This window comes from Pseudomonas allii (genome assembly GCF_055380095.1).
This window is the reverse complement of sequence record NZ_AP039450.1, coordinates 4,762,252-4,780,128: the sequence shown is the minus strand read 5'-3', so window position 1 is coordinate 4,780,128 and position 17,877 is coordinate 4,762,252. Positions and strand designations below refer to the sequence as shown.

Annotated in this window: 17 protein-coding genes; all 17 read left to right on the top strand. The window is 60.9% G+C overall.

Annotated features, from left to right (window positions below; genetic code table 11):
- Positions 1-189 precede the first annotated feature (189 nt).
- The 17 genes from ACZ445_RS21780 to ACZ445_RS21700 all read left to right on the top strand — a co-directional run bounded on the left by ACZ445_RS21780 (position 190) and on the right by ACZ445_RS21700 (position 17,858).
- On the top strand, positions 190-1,119 hold the full coding sequence (locus ACZ445_RS21780) for a ketoacyl-ACP synthase III (RefSeq protein ID WP_058424918.1): 930 nt from the start codon (positions 190-192) through the stop codon (positions 1,117-1,119).
- Positions 1,120-1,385: 266 nt separating this feature from the next.
- Entirely contained in the window at positions 1,386-2,801 is a 1,416-nt protein-coding gene (locus ACZ445_RS21775) for a flagellin N-terminal helical domain-containing protein (protein ID WP_058424962.1), read from the top strand.
- A 74-nt stretch (positions 2,802-2,875) separates the two neighbouring features.
- Positions 2,876-3,226 carry a flagellar protein FlaG gene (locus ACZ445_RS21770; protein ID WP_058424917.1) on the top strand — a complete coding sequence of 117 codons (351 nt, stop codon included), beginning with the start codon at positions 2,876-2,878 and terminating at the stop codon, positions 3,224-3,226.
- A gap of 81 nt (positions 3,227-3,307) precedes the next feature.
- Entirely contained in the window at positions 3,308-4,708 is a 1,401-nt protein-coding gene (gene fliD / locus ACZ445_RS21765) for a flagellar filament capping protein FliD (RefSeq protein WP_464704282.1), read from the top strand.
- A 140-nt stretch (positions 4,709-4,848) separates the two neighbouring features.
- Entirely contained in the window at positions 4,849-5,253 is a 405-nt protein-coding gene (gene fliS, locus ACZ445_RS21760; protein WP_058424915.1) for a flagellar export chaperone FliS, read from the top strand.
- Positions 5,254-5,279: 26 nt separating this feature from the next.
- On the top strand, positions 5,280-5,576 hold the full coding sequence (gene fliT, locus ACZ445_RS21755) for a flagellar protein FliT (protein WP_058424914.1): 297 nt from the start codon (positions 5,280-5,282) through the stop codon (positions 5,574-5,576).
- A 170-nt stretch (positions 5,577-5,746) separates the two neighbouring features.
- Positions 5,747-7,222, top strand: coding sequence for a sigma-54 dependent transcriptional regulator (locus tag ACZ445_RS21750; RefSeq protein WP_058424913.1), 1,476 nt, complete (start codon positions 5,747-5,749; stop codon positions 7,220-7,222).
- A 110-nt stretch (positions 7,223-7,332) separates the two neighbouring features.
- Positions 7,333-8,544, top strand: coding sequence for a sensor histidine kinase (locus tag ACZ445_RS21745; RefSeq protein WP_310864086.1), 1,212 nt, complete (start codon positions 7,333-7,335; stop codon positions 8,542-8,544).
- Positions 8,545-8,550: 6 nt separating this feature from the next.
- Positions 8,551-9,927: a sigma-54-dependent transcriptional regulator gene (locus tag ACZ445_RS21740; protein WP_058424912.1), complete on the top strand. Its 1,377-nt coding sequence runs from the start codon at positions 8,551-8,553 to the stop codon at positions 9,925-9,927.
- 132 nt (positions 9,928-10,059) lie between these two features.
- Entirely contained in the window at positions 10,060-10,389 is a 330-nt protein-coding gene (gene fliE, locus ACZ445_RS21735) for a flagellar hook-basal body complex protein FliE (RefSeq protein ID WP_015885194.1), read from the top strand.
- A gap of 16 nt (positions 10,390-10,405) precedes the next feature.
- Positions 10,406-12,187 (top strand): flagellar basal-body MS-ring/collar protein FliF, encoded by a 1,782-nt coding sequence (gene fliF, locus ACZ445_RS21730; protein ID WP_310864085.1) that lies wholly within the window; start codon positions 10,406-10,408, stop codon positions 12,185-12,187.
- The gene (fliG, locus tag ACZ445_RS21725; protein ID WP_010208743.1) at positions 12,180-13,199 is read left to right on the top strand and encodes a flagellar motor switch protein FliG; all 1,020 of its coding nucleotides are present in this window, start codon (positions 12,180-12,182) and stop codon (positions 13,197-13,199) included. The genes fliF and fliG overlap by 8 nt, the downstream gene beginning before the upstream one ends.
- Before the next feature lie 10 nt (positions 13,200-13,209).
- Positions 13,210-13,974, top strand: coding sequence for a flagellar assembly protein FliH (gene fliH, locus ACZ445_RS21720; protein ID WP_058424910.1), 765 nt, complete (start codon positions 13,210-13,212; stop codon positions 13,972-13,974).
- The gene (fliI, locus tag ACZ445_RS21715) at positions 13,964-15,322 is read left to right on the top strand and encodes a flagellar protein export ATPase FliI (protein WP_122304794.1); all 1,359 of its coding nucleotides are present in this window, start codon (positions 13,964-13,966) and stop codon (positions 15,320-15,322) included. Before fliH ends, fliI begins: the two co-directional genes overlap by 11 nt.
- Positions 15,323-15,325: 3 nt before the next feature.
- Positions 15,326-15,775: a flagellar export protein FliJ gene (fliJ, locus tag ACZ445_RS21710; protein WP_016975640.1), complete on the top strand. Its 450-nt coding sequence runs from the start codon at positions 15,326-15,328 to the stop codon at positions 15,773-15,775.
- A 65-nt stretch (positions 15,776-15,840) separates the two neighbouring features.
- Positions 15,841-16,143 (top strand): STAS domain-containing protein, encoded by a 303-nt coding sequence (locus tag ACZ445_RS21705; protein WP_058424909.1) that lies wholly within the window; start codon positions 15,841-15,843, stop codon positions 16,141-16,143.
- Complete coding sequence (locus tag ACZ445_RS21700) at positions 16,140-17,858, top strand: ATP-binding SpoIIE family protein phosphatase (RefSeq protein ID WP_058424908.1); 1,719 nt, start codon at positions 16,140-16,142, stop codon at positions 17,856-17,858. The genes ACZ445_RS21705 and ACZ445_RS21700 overlap by 4 nt, the downstream gene beginning before the upstream one ends.
- Positions 17,859-17,877: the final 19 nt, after the last annotated feature.

The window sequence follows — 17,877 nt, the reverse complement described above, 5'->3', positions numbered from 1 at the left end:
CACACACAATTGAGTGACCTGTGAGTCATAAAGCGCATCTTCACTGTATCGTGTGAAAAGGATAAGTCGTCACAGGGTCCTTGCGTGGCGGCTTTCAGCGAGATTTTTATGGGGTTATCCCCTTTATTGTCAGCACTCCGGGCGTAGTCTCAGGGGTGTTCTCCAGCTATTTAGTATTGGGAAGCCACAATGATTGGCATAAAAAGCATCGCCAGTTACGTGCCGGCAGACGGGATCGATAACTACGCCCAGGGTGCCAAATTCGCCAAGGATGAAGAATTCATCATTGGCAAGATCGGGTCGGCGTTCCTGCCGCGCAAGGAAGCCGCGCAGGAAACCTCCGATCTGTGTGTCGAGGCGGTCAACGCTTTGTTTGCCAACAACCCGGATTTGAAGCGCGAGTCGATCGACGCGCTGATCGTAGTCACCCAGAACGGCGATGAAGAAGGCCTGCCGCACACGGCTGCCATCGTCCAGGACAAGCTCGGCCTGCCGACCCACGTCGCCGCCTTCGATATTTCCCTGGGCTGCTCCGGCTACGTCTACGGCATCTACGCGATGAAAGGCTTCATGGAAGCCGCCGGCCTGAAGAATGGCCTGCTGGTCACCGCCGACCCGTATTCGAAGATCGTCGACCCGGAAGACCGCAACACCACCATGCTGTTCGGCGATGCCGCCACCGCCACCTGGATGGGCGAAGACGCGCCGTGGTTGCTCGGCAAGTCCAAGTTCGGCACTGACGGCTCCGGCGCCCCGCATCTGAAGGTCAGCGACGGTGTGTTCTTCATGAACGGTCGCCAGGTGTTCAACTTCGCCTTGCTCAAGGTGCCGGCGCATTTGCACGAGCTGCTCGATGAGTCAGACCTCAAGGCTGACGACATTGATGCGTTCTGCATCCACCAGGGCAGTGCGGCGATTGTCGACGCCGTGGCGCGTCGTTTTGAAGATGCGCCGGTGGACAAGTTCATCAAGGACATGGTCGAGACCGGCAACACCGTGTCGTCGAGCATCCCGCTGCTGCTGGAAAAGCATGTGATGGACGCCACCTGGAAACGCGTGGCCATCAGCGGGTTTGGTGTAGGCCTGTCGTGGGGCTCGGCGATTCTCTATCGCCCGTGACACCTTGAACCGGTAGCACAAAAAAACGCCGATACTCGAAAGAGCATCGGCGTTTTTTATTTGGCGCCAGAAAACCCAATGAAATCGGGCTTTTTTGCCTGCGTAAGCCCTTGAATTGCAAGGAGTGGCACGACGCCAGCAAAAAAATCGAAAAAAATCCTCAAGCAACCGGCTACCACGACGATAACTATTACGTAGGTTCTCAGGCCACACCCGGCGGTTGCCAGGGCCGGAAGCCGCAGTATCCATCCAACGAGGATTTCGTCATGGCTTTAACAGTAAACACCAACATTGCTTCGATCACTACTCAGGGCAACCTGAACAAAGCTGGCGGCGCCCTGGCCACTTCCATGCAGCGCCTGTCTTCCGGCCTGCGTATCAACAGCGCTAAAGACGACGCCGCCGGCCTGGGTATCGCCAGCCGTATGACCAGCCAGATCAACGGCCTGGGTCAAGCTGTAAAGAACGCCAACGATGGTATCTCCATCGCGCAGACCGCTGAAGGCGCAATGCAGGCTTCGACCGACATTCTGCAAAAAATGCGTACCCTGGCTCTGTCCTCGGCTACCGGCTCCCTGAGCTCCGACGACCGTAAGTCGAACAACGACGAATACCAGGCCCTGACTTCGGAACTGACCCGTATCGCCCAGACCACTACTTTCGGTGGCCAGAAGCTGCTGGACGGTTCGTACGGTACCAAGTCGATCCAGGTTGGCGCCAACGCTAACGAAACCATCAACCTGTCCTTGGATAACGTTGCTGCCAACAATATCGGTTCGCAGCAGGTGAAGAGCATCGGCATCACTCCAGGTGCTGGTGTAGCTGGCGGCGCAATCGCAGTGACCGGTAACGGCCAGACTAGCAGCGTCACTGTTGCTGCTGCTGCTTCCGCTAAAACCATCGCTGCCCAGCTGAACGGCGCCGTCGGTGGCCTGAGCGCTACCGCCAGCACTGAAGCTCAGTTCGTAGTCGGCGCCGGTGCTGCTACCGCTCCAGCTTCGTTCACCATGACCGTTGGCGGCCAAGCCACCACGTTCGTTGGCGTAAAAGACACTGCCAGCCTGGCTGACCAACTGAAGTCGAACTCCGCCAAACTGGGTATCAGCGTTAACTACGACGAGTCCAAAGGCACTCTGTCGGTTAAATCCGACACCGGTGAAAACCTGGCCTTCAGCGCTTCGACCGCTGCCGGCACCATCACTGTTGCCACCAAAGACGGTTCGGGCACCTACGGTACTGCTACCGCCCTGGCTGACGGCATCATCGCTACCGGTGCAGTGAACCTGGACTCCGCCAAGGGTTACTCCCTGGAAGGCGCTGGTGTGACCGGTGTCTTCGGTGCCGCTACTTCGGCTGCTTCGACCAAGACCTCCGTATCGCAAACCGACGTGACTGACGCCACCAAGGCCCAGAACGCTGTGTCCGTGATCGACCAGGCTATCGCTACCATCTCCAGCTCCCGTTCGGGCCTGGGTGCGGTACAGAACCGTCTGACCAGCACTGTGGACAACCTGTCCAACATCCAGAAAAACAGCACCGCTGCTCGTTCCACCATCCAGGACGTCGACTTCGCTTCCGAAGCCGCTGAACTGACCAAGCAGCAAACCCTGCAGTCGGCTTCCACTGCGATCCTGTCGCAGGCTAACCAACTGCCATCCGCTGTACTGAAGCTGCTTCAGTAATAGCGACGCGTGGTGAATGACGGAAGGGCGCGTTTACGTGCCCTTTCGTCTTTTCCAATCAGAGGAGATTGGGCATGGACATGAGTGTAAAACTGAACTTGTCTTATCCGCCGCTGGCCCCTCAAGGCACTCCGGCACCTGTGGTTGCGGATAAAGACAAGACTAAGGTTGAAGCGGCCGCGCCAACCGCGGGTACGTCCCAAAAGGACAGCCTGGAAAAAGCGGTCACTGATATTAAAGAATTCGTACAAGCGGCCCAGCGCAATCTGGACTTTTCCATTGACGATTCCACCCATAGGGTTGTGGTCAAGGTCATTGCCACCGACACCGGTGAAGTGATCCGACAGATTCCTTCGGAAACGGCCTTGAAACTGGCACAGAGTCTGGCCAGCGCCAGTCATGTGTTGTTTGACGACAAGGCGTGAACTGGCATGAAACTTGTTGCTGTCACAGCTTGAAGCGATAGTCGTCAAGATAACGGCAGCCACCGGAACAGGAGAAAGATGATGGCGGGTACAACGATTACCGGCGTGGGGTCGGGTTTCGACACTCAGGCGATTGTGAAATCCCTGGTGGATGCCGAGCGAGCGCCTAAACAGGGTCAGATCAACCTCCAGTCGCAAAAGGCAACCACCCAGCTGTCGTCCATCGGCAAGATCCAGGCAGCCCTGGACGCCTTCCGCGGTGCGCTGACCAGCATGGGCACCGATAACAGCTTCAGTGGCTTGACCGGTACGTCTTCGGACGAGAAGGTCGCCACCATGACGGCCAACCAGGGTGCGGCGAGCGGTAGCTTCTCGCTGGTCGTCAACCAGTTGGCGACGCCGTCGAAGCTGTCGACCAAGAGCTTCACTGGCGGCCAGTCGACGGTCGTGAACAGTGGCACCACCCCAACGACGCTGACGATCAGCCAGTCGGGCAAGAACTTCGACCTGAAGGTGCCGGCCGGCGCGACCCTGCAACAGGTGCGTGACTCGATCAACTCGCAGTTCGGCACCGCAGGCCTGAGTGCCAACATCCTCACCGACTCCAACGGTTCGCGTCTTATCCTGACCTCCACCAATGCTGGTGTTGGTTCCGATCTGACGATGTCGGGCAACTCGGGGATTGATACCGGTTACACAGTGGTCAGCGAGCCGAAGAACGCCAAGTACACCATTGACGGTATTGCTGCAGAGTCCAAGACCAACAGCATCACGGATGCAGTGAGTGGTGTAAGTATCAAGTTGCTCTCTGTGTCGCCCTTGACCACGCCTTCGGATACCGCGTCTACGGCTCGCAATGCTTTGACCATTTCCGTCAGCACCAGCACCACCGCCCTCAAGTCCGGGGTCAAGGGCTTCGTCGACACCTACAACGCCCTGCTCAAGGCGATGAACGCCGAGACCAAGGTGACCAAGGATGCCGCCGGTAACTCCGTCGCCGCCACCTTGACCGGCGACTCGACCATGCGCACCTTGCAGGCGGCGATCCGCAACGAGTTCAACGCCCTGTCCGGCAACGGCACCTTGAAGTCCCTGGCGCAATTCGGTGTGACGACTGACCGCGACACCGGTGCGCTGAGCATTGACGCCAAGCAGTGGGACAAGGCTGTGCTGACCAACGCCGCCGACATCAACAGTATCTTCAGCGGCAAGACCGGCCTGCTCGCGCGCCTGACGGCGGCGACCGATGGCTATGCCAAGGCCACCACCGGGATCCTGGCGACGCGTTCAACGTCGTTGTCCGACAGCCTTAAAGACCTCAACAAGCAGCAAGTTGCGTTGGATGAACGCCTCACCACCATGCAAGACTCCTTGACCCGCAAGTACACCGCCATGGATACGCTGGTGGCGCAACTGCGCCAGCAGAGCAGCAGTATCCTGGGTACGCTCAGCGCGCTGAGTAACGCCCAGAAAAGCAGCTGATTGATGGCTGATGAAAAAGCCCAGGTCCATTGACCTGGGCTTTGTTCTTCATGGTGCCGTCGGGTTAAAGTTTTTTGCGACCCAGTCGACATAATGATTATTGCAACCCTTCTCGCTGTTGCCTGTCACGAGGTAGAAACATGAATCCCATGAGAGCCCTTCGCCAATACCAGAAGGTCAATTCCCATGCCCAGATCTCCGAAGCCAGCCCGCACCGCCTGGTGCAAATGCTGATGGAGGGCGGGCTCGACCGCATGGCGCAGGCCAAAGGTGCGTTGGCGCGTGGTGATATCGCCGCGAAGGGCCTGATGTTGGGCAAGGCCGCCGACATCCTCATCGGGCTTCGTGATGGCCTGAGCGCGGAAAAAAGCGACAACAAGGAATACGTTCAGCAACTGGAAGGTCTGTACGTGTACATGACCAACCGTTTGATGGAAGCCAATCTGCACAACGACGCCGACATGATCGACGAAGTCGCCCGTTTGCTGATTACCGTGAAAGAAGGCTGGGATGCCATCGGCGCGCCACAAGGCGCTGCGCAATAAGGCCAAGCGGCCTTGAGGAACATGTCATGAGCCAAGCATTGCAACGCATTGATGAAACCCGTGAGGCGCTGATGGGCGCGCTGGCGGAGCGCAACTGGGACGCCATCGGCGAACTGGACCTGGGCTGTCGTCATGTCATCGACGAGGTGCTCAGCGAAGCGCCGGTAGACGAGGATGCGTTGCGTGAAAAGCTTGAGAGTCTGCTGGCGGTTTACCAGCAATTGCTCGAGGTGACGACGGGTGAGCGGCAGGCGATTTTCGAAGAGATGTCGCAGATCAACCAAGCGAAAAATGCGTCAAAGGTTTACCATCTGTTCGGTTGAATAGCCTCAGTTGGTCCGATGGGTGCGTCATATATTTGACTGTGCCAGCATTTTTGACTTAACTAGTGCTGTTTTCAGATTTCAGACGTCTAGTAGGGTACAAAGTCGTACAGGCGTCTCGATTGCCCTCACTCCGGGGCAGGAAGTTTTACTAGGGAAGTTGCTATTGCATGTGGCGTGAAACCAAAATTCTGCTGATTGATGACGATAGCGTCCGCCGCCGCGATTTAGCGGTGATTTTGAATTTTCTTGGCGAAGAAAATCTGCCCTGCGGTAGCCATGATTGGCAGCAGGCGGTCAGCTCATTGTCATCGAGCCGTGAAGTCATTTGTGTGCTGATCGGGACGGTAAACGCTCCTGGCGCTGTTTTGGGCTTGTTAAAGACACTGTCTACTTGGGATGAGTTCCTTCCCGTGTTGCTGATGGGCGATATTTCTTCTGTCGACCTGCCGGAAGACCAGCGCCGCCGCGTGCTTTCCACCCTGGAAATGCCGCCCAGCTACAGCAAATTGCTCGACTCCCTGCACCGTGCCCAGGTCTATCGCGAGATGTACGACCAGGCCCGCGAGCGCGGTCGCCATCGCGAACCCAACCTGTTCCGCAGCCTGGTTGGCACCAGCCGTGCCATCCAGCACGTGCGCCAGATGATGCAGCAGGTTGCCGATACCGACGCCAGCGTGTTGATCCTCGGCGAGTCGGGTACCGGCAAGGAAGTGGTCGCGCGCAACTTGCACTATCACTCCAAGCGCCGCGACGGGCCATTTGTGCCGGTCAACTGCGGTGCGATCCCGGCAGAGCTACTCGAAAGTGAATTGTTCGGCCACGAGAAGGGCGCCTTTACCGGGGCAATCACCAGCCGTGCCGGGCGTTTCGAGCTGGCCAACGGCGGCACCCTGTTCCTCGACGAAATTGGCGACATGCCGCTGCCGATGCAGGTCAAGCTGCTGCGCGTGTTGCAGGAGCGCACCTTCGAGCGTGTGGGCAGCAACAAGACCCAGAGCGTCGACGTGCGCATCATCGCGGCCACCCACAAGAACCTCGAGAGCATGATCGAGGTCGGCAGCTTCCGCGAAGACCTGTACTACCGCCTCAACGTATTCCCGATCGAGATGGCCCCGCTGCGCGAGCGCGTGGAAGACATCCCGCTGCTGATGAATGAACTGATCTCGCGCATGGAGCACGAAAAGCGCGGTTCGATCCGTTTCAATTCCGCCGCGATCATGTCCCTGTGCCGCCACGGCTGGCCGGGCAACGTCCGCGAGCTGGCCAACCTGGTGGAGCGCATGGCGATCATGCACCCCTACGGTGTGATCGGCGTGGTCGAGCTGCCGAAGAAATTCCGCTACGTCGACGACGAAGACGAGCAATTGGTCGACAGCCTGCGCAGCGATCTGGAAGAACGGGTGGCCATCAACGGCCATACCCCGGACTTCGGCTCCACTGCGATGCTGCCGCCCGAAGGCCTGGACTTGAAGGACTACCTCGGCAACCTGGAACAAGGCCTGATCCAGCAGGCCCTGGACGACGCCAACGGCATCGTCGCTCGTGCCGCCGAGCGCCTGCGCATCCGTCGAACCACCCTGGTGGAGAAGATGCGCAAGTACGGTATGAGCCGCAAAGAAGGTGACGAACAGGCGGATGATTGACGCCTAAAATACAAACCGCTGATTAATCAGCGGTTTTTTTTCGGCACGGGTATTGCTACAGCCCTCGCAACGTTCCGTTTAACTGACGGTCAGCCAAGCGAGAGAGCATGATGCCCCACGCCGCCCAACATTCTTCCAGCCCCGCCATCCCGGGGCTCGTTCCCTCTGTAGAACAGCAAAGCCGCCAGGGCCTGGAGCAGGCGTTTTCGCTGTTCAACCAGATGTCCAGCCAATTGACCGATTCCTACAGCCTGCTCGAGGCCCGTGTTTCGGAGCTCAAGGGCGAGTTGGCGGTGGTCAGTGCCCAGCGCATGGAAGAATTGGCCGAGAAGGAGCGCCTGGCCAACCGTCTGCAAAACCTGCTGTCGCTGTTGCCCGGGGGCGTGATCGTCATCGACGAAGAAGGCCGCGTGCGCGAAGCCAACCCGGCGGCCTGCGACATGCTTGGCCTGCCCCTGGAAGGCGAGCTGTGGCGTCACGTGATCACCCGCTGCTTTGCGCCGCGTGAAGACGACGGCCATGAAATCTCCCTCAAGGACGGCCGCCGTTTGTCCATTGCCACGCGCGCCCTGGACGCGGAGCCGGGCCAGCTTGTGCTACTCAACGACCTGACTGAAACCCGTCACCTGCAAGACCAGTTGGCGCGCCACGAGCGTTTGTCCTCGCTGGGGCGCATGGTCGCTTCTCTGGCGCATCAGATCCGCACGCCGTTGTCGGCGGCGTTGATCTACGCCAGTCATTTGACTGATGAACAACTGCCTGCGGCCACCCATCAGCGTTTTGCCGGGCGCCTCAAGGAGCGCCTGCACGAGTTGGAGCATCAGGTGCGCGACATGCTGGTGTTTGCCCGTGGTGAATTGCCGCTGACCGACCGCATCACGCCTACCGAGTTGATGCAGGCGCTGCAAGCGGCGGCTGCCACCCACATTCAAGACGTGCAAGTGCGTTGGCAGTGCGACAGCCATCTTGGCGAACTGCTGTGCAACCGTGACACCCTTGTCGGTTCGCTGCTCAACCTGATCGAAAACGCCACCCAGGCCAGCGGCCCTGGTGCGCGGCTCAAGGTGCACCTGTACAGCCGCGAGCAAACCCTGCGCCTGTGCATCAGCGACAGCGGCAGCGGTATCGAGCCTGCCGTATTGCAGCGCCTGGGCGAACCTTTTTTCACCACCAAGACGAACGGTACCGGGCTGGGCCTGACCGTGGTCAAGGCGGTGGCGCGTGCCCATCAGGGAGAATTGCAGCTGCATTCCCGTGTCGGGCGTGGCACCTGTGCATTGATGACCTTGCCGCTGTTTTCATGCGCGGCAAGCACGGAGTAAACGGTTATGGCTATCAAGGTTCTGTTGGTGGAAGACGATCGCGCGCTGCGTGAAGCATTGGCCGACACGCTGCTGTTGGCGGGCCATGACTACCGGGCGGTCGGTTCTGCCGAGGACGCCTTGGAGGCAGTGGAGCAAGAGTCCTTCAGCCTGGTGGTGAGCGACGTGAACATGCCGGGCATGGACGGCCACCAGTTGCTCGGTGTGCTGCGCGCGCGTCAGCCACAGTTGCCGGTGTTGCTGATGACCGCCCACGGCGCTGTGGAACGTGCGGTCGACGCGATGCGCCAGGGTGCGGCGGATTACCTGGTCAAACCGTTCGAACCCAAGGCCTTGATCGAACTGGTCGCGCGGCATGCCCTGGGCGTGATTCCGGCCAGCGACGGCGAAGGTCCGATTGCCTTCGAACCGGCCAGCGCACAATTGCTGGAGCTGGCTGCCCGCGTGGCGCGCAGTGATTCCACTGTGCTGATTTCCGGCGAGTCCGGCACCGGCAAGGAGGTGCTGGCCCGCTACATCCACCAGCAATCGACCCGCGCCAAGCAGCCGTTTATCGCCATCAACTGCGCCGCGATCCCCGACAACATGCTCGAAGCCACGCTGTTCGGCCACGAAAAAGGCTCGTTCACCGGCGCCATCGCGGCCCAGGCGGGCAAGTTCGAGCAGGCGGATGGCGGCACGATTTTGCTCGATGAAATTTCGGAAATGCCCCTGGGTCTGCAAGCCAAGTTGCTGCGGGTGCTGCAAGAGCGCGAAGTAGAGCGCGTCGGCGCACGCAAGCCGATCCAGCTGGATATCCGCGTGGTCGCCACTACCAACCGTGACCTGGCGGGCGAAGTGGCGGCGGGGCGCTTCCGTGAAGACCTGTTCTACCGTCTCTCGGTCTTTCCCCTGGCCTGGCGCCCGTTGCGCGAGCGCCCGGCGGACATCATTCCACTGGCCGAGCGCCTGCTGGGTAACCACGTCAAAAAAATGAAGCATGCCCAGGCGCGCCTGTCGGCCGAGGCCCAGGCCTGCCTGGTCGCCTATCCATGGCCGGGCAATGTGCGGGAGTTGGACAACGCCATCCAGCGTGCGTTGATCCTACAACAGGGCGGCCTGATCCAGCCCCAGGATTTCTGCCTGGCCATGGGCAGCGGGATTGCGCCGCTGCCGACCCTGGCGCCTGCGCCCGTGGTGGTCGAAGCCGAAACCGCCGGTGCCTTGGGCGACGACCTGCGTCGCCGCGAATTCCAGATGATCATCGACACCCTGCGCGCCGAGCGCGGCCGCCGCAAAGAGGCCGCCGAACGCCTGGGGATCAGCCCGCGCACCTTGCGCTACAAGCTGGCGCAGATGCGTGACGCCGGCATGGACGTCGAGGCATATCTGTTCGCCACATAATCGGTAACAAGGCGGACAAGGTTTGTCGCCTTTTCTTACGAGTTGAACCAGAGCTGGCACCCTTGTTGCTACTTCACCTAGTAATTGCGGCGTAGCGTCAAAAAATATGCGGGTTGTCGGAGAGAGAAGTTCATGAGCCAGGGTATTGAGTTCAATCGGTTGATGTTGGATATGCGCTCCATGCAAATGGATGCCATGGCTCAACCGAAATCCGTCGCGCCTGCGCCGGAATTGGGCCAAAGCAGCTTCGCCGACATGCTCGGCCAGGCCATCAACAAAGTCAGTGATACCCAGCAAGCCTCCAGCCAATTGGCCAACGCGTTCGAGATCGGCAAAAGCGGCGTGGACCTCACCGATGTGATGGTTGCCTCGCAAAAGGCCAGCGTGTCGTTCCAGGCGTTGACCCAGGTGCGTAACAAGCTGGTTCAGGCTTACCAAGACATCATGCAGATGCCGGTTTAAGGACGAGATTTAAGTCATGGCAGAAGCAGTCGTGGACAACGCACCCGCCAAGGCAGACGGCAAGCCGCCGCTGTTTGGCCTGTCGTTCCTGGAAAACCTTTCCGAAATGACCATGTTGCGTCAGGTGGGCCTGATGGTCGGCCTGGCCGCGAGCGTGGCGATTGGTTTTGCCGTGGTGCTGTGGTCGCAGCAACCAGATTACCGGCCGCTGTACGGCAGCCTGGCGGGCATGGATTCCAAGCAGATCATGGAAACCCTGGCCGCCGCCGACATCGCCTATACCGTGGAGCCCAACTCCGGGGCGCTGCTGGTCAAGGCCGACGATGTGGCCCGTGCGCGCATGAAACTCGCGGCGGCCGGCGTCACCCCGTCCGACGCCAATATCGGATTTGAAATCCTCGACAAGGACCAGGGCCTCGGCACCAGCCAGTTCATGGAAGCCACCCGCTACCGTCGTGGCCTGGAAGGCGAACTGGCACGCACCATCTCCAGCCTGAACAACGTCAAGGGCGCCCGCGTGCACCTGGCCATTCCGAAAAGCTCGGTGTTTGTGCGCGATGAGCGCAAGCCCAGCGCTTCGGTATTGGTGGAGCTGTTCTCTGGTCGCTCCCTGGAGCCAGGCCAGGTGCTGGCCATCGTCAACCTGGTCGCCACCAGCGTGCCTGAACTGAGCAAGTCGCAGATCACTGTGGTCGACCAGAAGGGCAACCTGCTGTCCGACCAGGCGGAAAACTCCGCGCTGACCCAGGCCGGCAAGCAGTTCGACTACAGTCGCCGCGTTGAAAGCATGCTGACACAGCGGGTACACAACATCCTGCAACCGGTGTTGGGCAACGACCGCTACAAGGCTGAAGTGTCCGCCGACGTGGACTTCAGCGCCGTCGAGTCGACCTCCGAGCAGTTCAACCCGGACCAGCCGGCGCTGCGCAGCGAGCAGTCCACCAGCGAACAACGCACCGCTGCCAATGGCCCGCCGCAAGGCGTACCGGGTGCCCTGAGCAACCAGCCACCGGCCCCGGCCTCGGCCCCGCAAACCACCGGCGGCGCGACGGCCAGCGCTGGCGCCATCCAGCCAGGCCAGCCACTGCTGGACGCCAATGGCCAGCAGATCATGGACCCGGCCACCGGCCAGCCGATGCTCGCGCCGTACCCGGCGGACAAGCGTAACCAGTCGACCAAGAACTTCGAACTCGACCGTTCCATCAGCCACACCAAGCAGCAACAAGGCCGCGTCAATCGCCTGTCGGTGTCGGTGGTGGTGGATGACCAGGTCAAGGTCAATGCCGCCGACGGCGCCGTTACCCGTGCCCCGTGGAGCGCCGATGAATTGGCACGCTTCACGCGCCTGGTGCAGGACGCTGTCGGTTTTGACGCCAGCCGCGGTGACAGCGTCAGCGTGATCAACATGCCGTTCTCCGCCGAGCGTGGCGAAGTGATCGCTGACCCTGCGTTCTACACGCAGCCGTGGTTCTGGGACATCGTCAAGCAAGTGCTGGGTGTGTTGTTCATCCTGGTGCTGGTGTTCGGCGTGCTGCGCCCGGTGCTCAACAACATCACCGGCAACGGCAAGAAACAACTGGCCGCCTTCGGTGGCAGCGACGTCGAGTTGGGTGGCATGGGCGGCCTGGACGGCGAACTGCCCAACGACCGCGTCAGTCTCGGCGGCCCGCAAAGTATCCTGTTGCCAAGCCCGAGCGAAGGCTATGACGCTCAGCTGAATGCAATCAAGAGTCTGGTGGCAGAAGACCCGGGCCGTGTGGCCCAGGTCGTGAAAGAGTGGATCAACGCAGATGAGTGATAATCGAGCCGCTGTTGCCAAGCTCACCAAGGTCGACAAAGCCGCAGTCCTGCTGCTGTCCCTCGGTGAAACCGACGCCGCCCAAGTGCTGCGCCACATGGGGCCCAAAGAGGTCCAGCGAGTGGGCGTGGCCATGGCGCAGATGCGCAACGTGCACCGCGAGCAAGTCGAGCAGGTGATGAGCGAGTTCGTCGAGATCGTCGGCGACCAGACCAGCCTGGGCGTCGGCTCCGACAGCTACATCCGCAAGATGCTCACCTCGGCCCTGGGCGAAGACAAGGCCAACGGCCTGATCGACCGCATCCTGCTGGGTGGCAATACCAGCGGCCTCGACAGCCTGAAATGGATGGAGCCGCGTGCCGTCGCCGACGTGATCCGCTACGAACACCCGCAGATCCAGGCGATCGTGGTGGCGTATCTCGACCCCGACCAGGCCGGTGAAGTGCTCGGTCACTTCGACCACAAAGTGCGCCTGGACATCATCCTGCGCGTGTCGTCGCTGAACACCGTGCAGCCGGCGGCGCTGAAAGAACTCAACACGATTCTGGAGAAGCAGTTCTCCGGCAACTCGAATGCCTCGCGCACCACCCTGGGGGGTATCAAGCGTGCGGCGGACATCATGAACTTCCTCGACAGCTCGGTCGAAGGCCAGTTGATGGACTCGATCCGCGAGATCGACGACACCCTGTCCGGCCAGATCGAAGACCTCATGTTCGTGTTCAACAACCTCTCCGATGTCGACGACCGTGGCATCCAGGCGTTGCTGCGCGAAGTGTCCTCGGACGTGCTGGTGCTGGCCCTCAAGGGCTCGGACGAGAACGTCAAAGAGAAGATCTTCAAGAACATGTCCAAGCGCGCCTCGGAACTGTTGCGCGACGACCTGGAAGCCAAGGGCCCGGTACGCGTCAGCGATGTGGAAACCGCGCAGAAAGAAATCCTCACCATTGCCCGCCGTATGGCCGAAGCCGGAGAAATCGTTCTCGGCGGGAAGGGCGGCGAAGAAATGATCTAAGGCGCTTCCCATGTCGAACAAAGATGAGGCGCCCAGCGATCTGATTCGCGCACGGGACGTCGGTGGGTTCGACATCTGGTCGTTGCCCAGCTTCGACCCGCATGTGCCGGAGCCCGAGCCGGAGCCGGTCGAAGAACCTCCGGTGGAGATGGAAGAAGTGCCGCTGGATGAAGTCCAGCCACTGACCCTGGAAGAACTGGAAGCCATTCGCCAGGAGGCCTACAACGAAGGCTTCGCGGCGGGTGAAAAAGACGGTTTTCGCAGCACCACCCTCAAGGTGCGCCAGGAGGCCGAAGAGGCGCTGAGCGTCAAGCTGGCCAGTCTGGAGCGTTTGATGGGCACGCTGTTCGACCCCATCGCCGAGCAGGATTCGCAGATCGAAAAAGCCATGGTCGGCCTGGTGCAGCACATCGCCCGCCAGGTGATCCAGCGCGAATTGGTGCTGGATTCCAGCCATATCGAAAGTGTGATGCGCGAAGCCCTCAAGCTGCTGCCCCTGGGCGTCGGTAACGTGCGGCTGTACATCAACCCGCAGGATTTCGAACAGGTCAAGGCCCTGCGCGAGCGCCATGAAGAAACCTGGCGAATCGTCGAAGACGCGGCGTTGCAGCCCGGCGGTTGCCGGGTCGAAACCGAACACAGCCGCATCGATGCCACGGTGGAGACCCGCATCAGCCAGATCATGGCCAAGCTCTTTGATCAGCTCCACGAACAGGCCCTGCACCCGGCCGAGCCTGATCTGAGCGTGGACCTGGACGCCGTCGATGCGCCTTGACCGCACCAGCTTCGCCAAGCGCCTGGGCGGTTACGCCGAGGCCACGGAGTTACCCGGCCAGCCGATCCTCGAAGGGCGCCTGCTGCGCATGGTCGGCCTGACCCTCGAAGCTGAAGGCCTGCGGGCTGCCATGGGCAGCCGCTGCATGGTGATCAACGACGACAGCTACCACCCGGTGCAGGTCGAAGCCGAAGTGATGGGCTTTTCCGGCAGCAAGATTTTCCTGATGCCCGTGGGCAGCCTGGCAGGCATTGCCCCCGGCGCCCGCGTGGTGCCCTTGGCCGACACCGGCCGTCTGCCGATGGGCATGGGCATGCTCGGCCGCGTACTCGATGGCGCCGGGCGCGCGCTGGACGGCAAGGGCGGCATGAAGGCCGAAGACTGGGTGCCGATGGACGGCCCCACCATCAACCCGCTCAATCGCAACCCCATCAGCGTGCCGCTGGACGTGGGCATTCGCAGCATCAACGGATTATTGACGGTCGGCCGTGGCCAACGTCTGGGCCTGTTCGCCGGTACCGGCGTGGGTAAGTCGGTGTTGCTGGGCATGATGACGCGCTTTACCGAGGCCGACATCATCGTGGTCGGGCTGATCGGCGAGCGGGGCCGCGAGGTGAAGGAATTCATCGAGCACAGCCTCGGTGAAGAAGGCCTCAAGCGCTCGGTGGTGGTTGCCTCTCCAGCCGACGATGCGCCGCTGATGCGGTTGCGCGCCGCCATGTACTGCACGCGCATCGCCGAATACTTCCGTGACAAGGGCAAGAACGTCCTGTTGCTGATGGATTCGCTCACGCGTTTCGCCCAGGCCCAGCGGGAAATCGCCCTGGCCATCGGCGAACCGCCGGCGACCAAGGGTTACCCGCCGTCGGTATTCGCCAAACTGCCCAAGTTGGTGGAGCGTGCCGGTAACGCCGAGGCCGGTGGTGGCTCGATCACCGCGTTCTACACCGTATTGTCCGAAGGCGATGACCAGCAGGACCCGATTGCCGACTCGGCGCGGGGCGTGCTCGACGGCCACATCGTGCTGTCACGGCGCCTGGCCGAAGAAGGGCACTACCCGGCCATCGACATCGAAGCGTCCATCAGTCGGGTGATGCCGGCGGTGGTCACGCCGGAACACATGGCCCGTGCGCAACAGTTCAAGCAGCTGTGGTCGCGCTACCAGCAGAGCCGCGATCTGATCAGCGTCGGCGCCTACGTGGCGGGCGGTGATCGCGACACCGACTTGGCGATTGCCCTGCAACCGCAATTGGTCACCTACTTGCGCCAGGGTCTCAACGACAAGATCAGCATGGGCGAAAGCGAAGCGCATCTGCAGTCGATCTTCGCCCCGGCGCCAGGCGGCTAAGCCATGGCCAACAGCCGCGCCGCGCGCCTGGCTCCGGTGGTGGACATGGCCGAAAAGGCCGAGAAAACCGCCGTGCAGCGCCTGGGTTACTTCCAGGGGCAAGTGCGCTTGGCGGAAAGCAAGCTGGGTGACCTGGAGCGCTTTCGCGGCGAGTACCAGCAGCAATGGATCGAACGCGGCAGCAAGGGCGTGTCCGGCCAATGGCTGATGGGTTACCAGGGCTTTCTCAACCAGTTGGAAACCGCCGTCGGTCAGCAGCGCCAAAGCCTGGCCTGGCACCAGAACAACCTCGATAAGGCGCGTGAGAGTTGGCAGGCTGCGTTTGCCCGGGTCGAAGGTTTGCGCAAGCTGGTGCAACGCTATATCGATGAAGCGCGGGCGCTTGAAGACAAGCGCGAGCAGAAGTTGCTGGATGAGCTTTCGCAGCGCATGCCGCGCAAAGACGTGTATTGAAAGTTGCCCACATCCCCGGCACCTGCTAAACCTTGTGTCATTGCCAATGACAAGGAAGCAGTCACATGTCAGTCGAGTCAGAAGTATCCCTGGATGGGAATAAGTTGACGATCGCGGTCAAGGGCCGGTTTGATTTCGGCAGCCATCAAGCGTTTCGTGACGCCTACGAGCGTTTCTACAAGGTGCCCACTACCTACGTCGTGGATTTGAAAGAGACGACCTACCTCGACAGCTCCGCCCTCGGCATGCTGTTGCTGCTGCGCGATCATGCCGGCGATGACGCCGATATCCGGGTGATCAACAGCAATTCGGATGTGCGCAAGATCCTCGGTATCTCCAACTTCGACAAACTGTTCGACATCAGTTGAGCGTCCTGGCCCCGGTCCTTGAGCCGCTGACAATCCTGATCGCCGAAGACAGCGCCGCCGACCTGCTGTTGCTGTCGACCATCATCCGGCGCCAGGGCCACCAGGTGCTCACGGCCACCAACGGTGCTGAAGCGGTCGCGGTGTTTACCCGTGAGCGCCCGCAGCTGGTGTTGATGGATGCGCTGATGCCGGTGATGGACGGCTTTGAGGCGGCGCGCCGGATCAAGCAATTGGCGGGTGAGGAGCTGGTGCCGCTGATTTTCCTCACGTCCCTGCGCGAGAGCGAGGCGCTGGCCCAGTGCCTGGATGCTGGCGGCGATGACTTCCTGCCCAAGCCCTATAACCAGCTGATTCTCGCGGCGAAGATCAATGCCATGGACCGCCTGCGTCGGTTGCAGGCGACGGTTTTGCAGCAGCGCGACCTGATTGCCAAGCATCACGACTACCTTCTGCACGAGCAACGGGTGGCCAAGGCAGTGTTCGACAAGGTTGCCCATTCCGGCTGTATCAACGCCGCGCCGAATATCCGCTACCTGCAATCGCCCTATGCGTTGTTCAACGGTGATTTGCTGTTGGCCGCCTACACCCCGTCCGGCGATATGCATGTGCTGCTCGGCGACTTCACCGGGCATGGCCTGCCGGCGGCGGTGGGGGCCATGCCCCTGGCAGAAGTGTTCTACGGCATGACCGCCAAGGGCTACGGCCTGGCACAGACCCTGCGCGAGATGAACGCCAAGCTCAAGCGTATTCTGCCGGTGGACATGTTCTGCTGCGCCACCCTGTTGTGCCTGAGCACCCAGCGACGGGTGGTGGAGGTGTGGAACGGCGGCATGCCCGAAGGCTATGTGCATGAAATCGCCACGGGTAAACGCACGCCACTGGAATCGCGGCATTTGCCGTTAGGGGTGCTGTCGGCTGAGGTCTTTGATGATCGCACTGAAGTCTGGCCCATGGCCCTGGGTGATCGGGTGTTCCTGTTGTCCGATGGGGTGCTGGATACCGCAGATGCCAACGACCAACTGTTCGGCGCCGAACGTTTACAGCAGGTGTTTGCCGCCAATCGCGAGCCTGATCGTTTATTTGAAGATATAGAACAGGCACTGGCGGCGTTTCGCGGTGAAGTGCGCGATGACGTGAGCATGGTGGAAATCACCTTGCAGCCTGGCCAGCAACTGCGTGCCTCCGGGCCGTTGTATGCGGACAGCGGGCAGTCGTGTCCGTTGGATTGGTCGGTGAGTTTCGAATTCCGTGCCGAAACGTTGAAGCGTTACAACCCATTGCCCTACCTGCTGCAACTGCTGCTGGAGATCCACGGCCTGCGCGAGCAGAGCGGGGCGCTGTACAGCGTGATGGCGGAGCTGTATTCCAATGCGCTGGAGCATGGCGTGCTGGGCCTGGATTCACGCCTCAAGCATGACGCCCGGGGGTTTGCCGAGTATTACCGTCTGCGTAATGAGCGCCTGGCACAACTCAACAGCGGCTATATACGGGTGCATGTGCAGGTGGTACCGGCGGAGGCGGGTGGCAGGATGACCCTGCGCGTCGAGGACAGCGGCCCCGGTTTCGATGTGGAACAGGTGCTGGCTCGGCCGTTGGATATCGACCGTCTGTCTGGCCGGGGCTTGAGCCTGGTGCGCCAATTGAGCAGCGATGTACGCTGGTCGGACGGCGGGCGCAGTGTCTGCGTGGAGTTTTCCTGGGAGGCTCTGGCATAATCCGCCGATTCTTGATCAA

What these genes read in the sequence shown, in the direction of transcription:
- ACZ445_RS21780 (WP_058424918.1), top strand. Translation starts at nt 190, where the DNA reads ATGATTGGCATAAAAAGCATCGCCAGTTACGTGCCGGCAGACGGGATC.
- ACZ445_RS21775 (WP_058424962.1), top strand. Translation starts at nt 1,386, where the DNA reads ATGGCTTTAACAGTAAACACCAACATTGCTTCGATCACTACTCAGGGC.
- ACZ445_RS21770 (WP_058424917.1), top strand. Translation starts at nt 2,876, where the DNA reads ATGGACATGAGTGTAAAACTGAACTTGTCTTATCCGCCGCTGGCCCCT.
- fliD (WP_464704282.1), top strand. Translation starts at nt 3,308, where the DNA reads ATGGCGGGTACAACGATTACCGGCGTGGGGTCGGGTTTCGACACTCAG.
- fliS (WP_058424915.1), top strand. Translation starts at nt 4,849, where the DNA reads ATGAATCCCATGAGAGCCCTTCGCCAATACCAGAAGGTCAATTCCCAT.
- fliT (WP_058424914.1), top strand. Translation starts at nt 5,280, where the DNA reads ATGAGCCAAGCATTGCAACGCATTGATGAAACCCGTGAGGCGCTGATG.
- ACZ445_RS21750 (WP_058424913.1), top strand. Translation starts at nt 5,747, where the DNA reads ATGTGGCGTGAAACCAAAATTCTGCTGATTGATGACGATAGCGTCCGC.
- ACZ445_RS21745 (WP_310864086.1), top strand. Translation starts at nt 7,333, where the DNA reads ATGCCCCACGCCGCCCAACATTCTTCCAGCCCCGCCATCCCGGGGCTC.
- ACZ445_RS21740 (WP_058424912.1), top strand. Translation starts at nt 8,551, where the DNA reads ATGGCTATCAAGGTTCTGTTGGTGGAAGACGATCGCGCGCTGCGTGAA.
- fliE (WP_015885194.1), top strand. Translation starts at nt 10,060, where the DNA reads ATGAGCCAGGGTATTGAGTTCAATCGGTTGATGTTGGATATGCGCTCC.
- fliF (WP_310864085.1), top strand. Translation starts at nt 10,406, where the DNA reads ATGGCAGAAGCAGTCGTGGACAACGCACCCGCCAAGGCAGACGGCAAG.
- fliG (WP_010208743.1), top strand. Translation starts at nt 12,180, where the DNA reads ATGAGTGATAATCGAGCCGCTGTTGCCAAGCTCACCAAGGTCGACAAA.
- fliH (WP_058424910.1), top strand. Translation starts at nt 13,210, where the DNA reads ATGTCGAACAAAGATGAGGCGCCCAGCGATCTGATTCGCGCACGGGAC.
- fliI (WP_122304794.1), top strand. Translation starts at nt 13,964, where the DNA reads ATGCGCCTTGACCGCACCAGCTTCGCCAAGCGCCTGGGCGGTTACGCC.
- fliJ (WP_016975640.1), top strand. Translation starts at nt 15,326, where the DNA reads ATGGCCAACAGCCGCGCCGCGCGCCTGGCTCCGGTGGTGGACATGGCC.
- ACZ445_RS21705 (WP_058424909.1), top strand. Translation starts at nt 15,841, where the DNA reads ATGTCAGTCGAGTCAGAAGTATCCCTGGATGGGAATAAGTTGACGATC.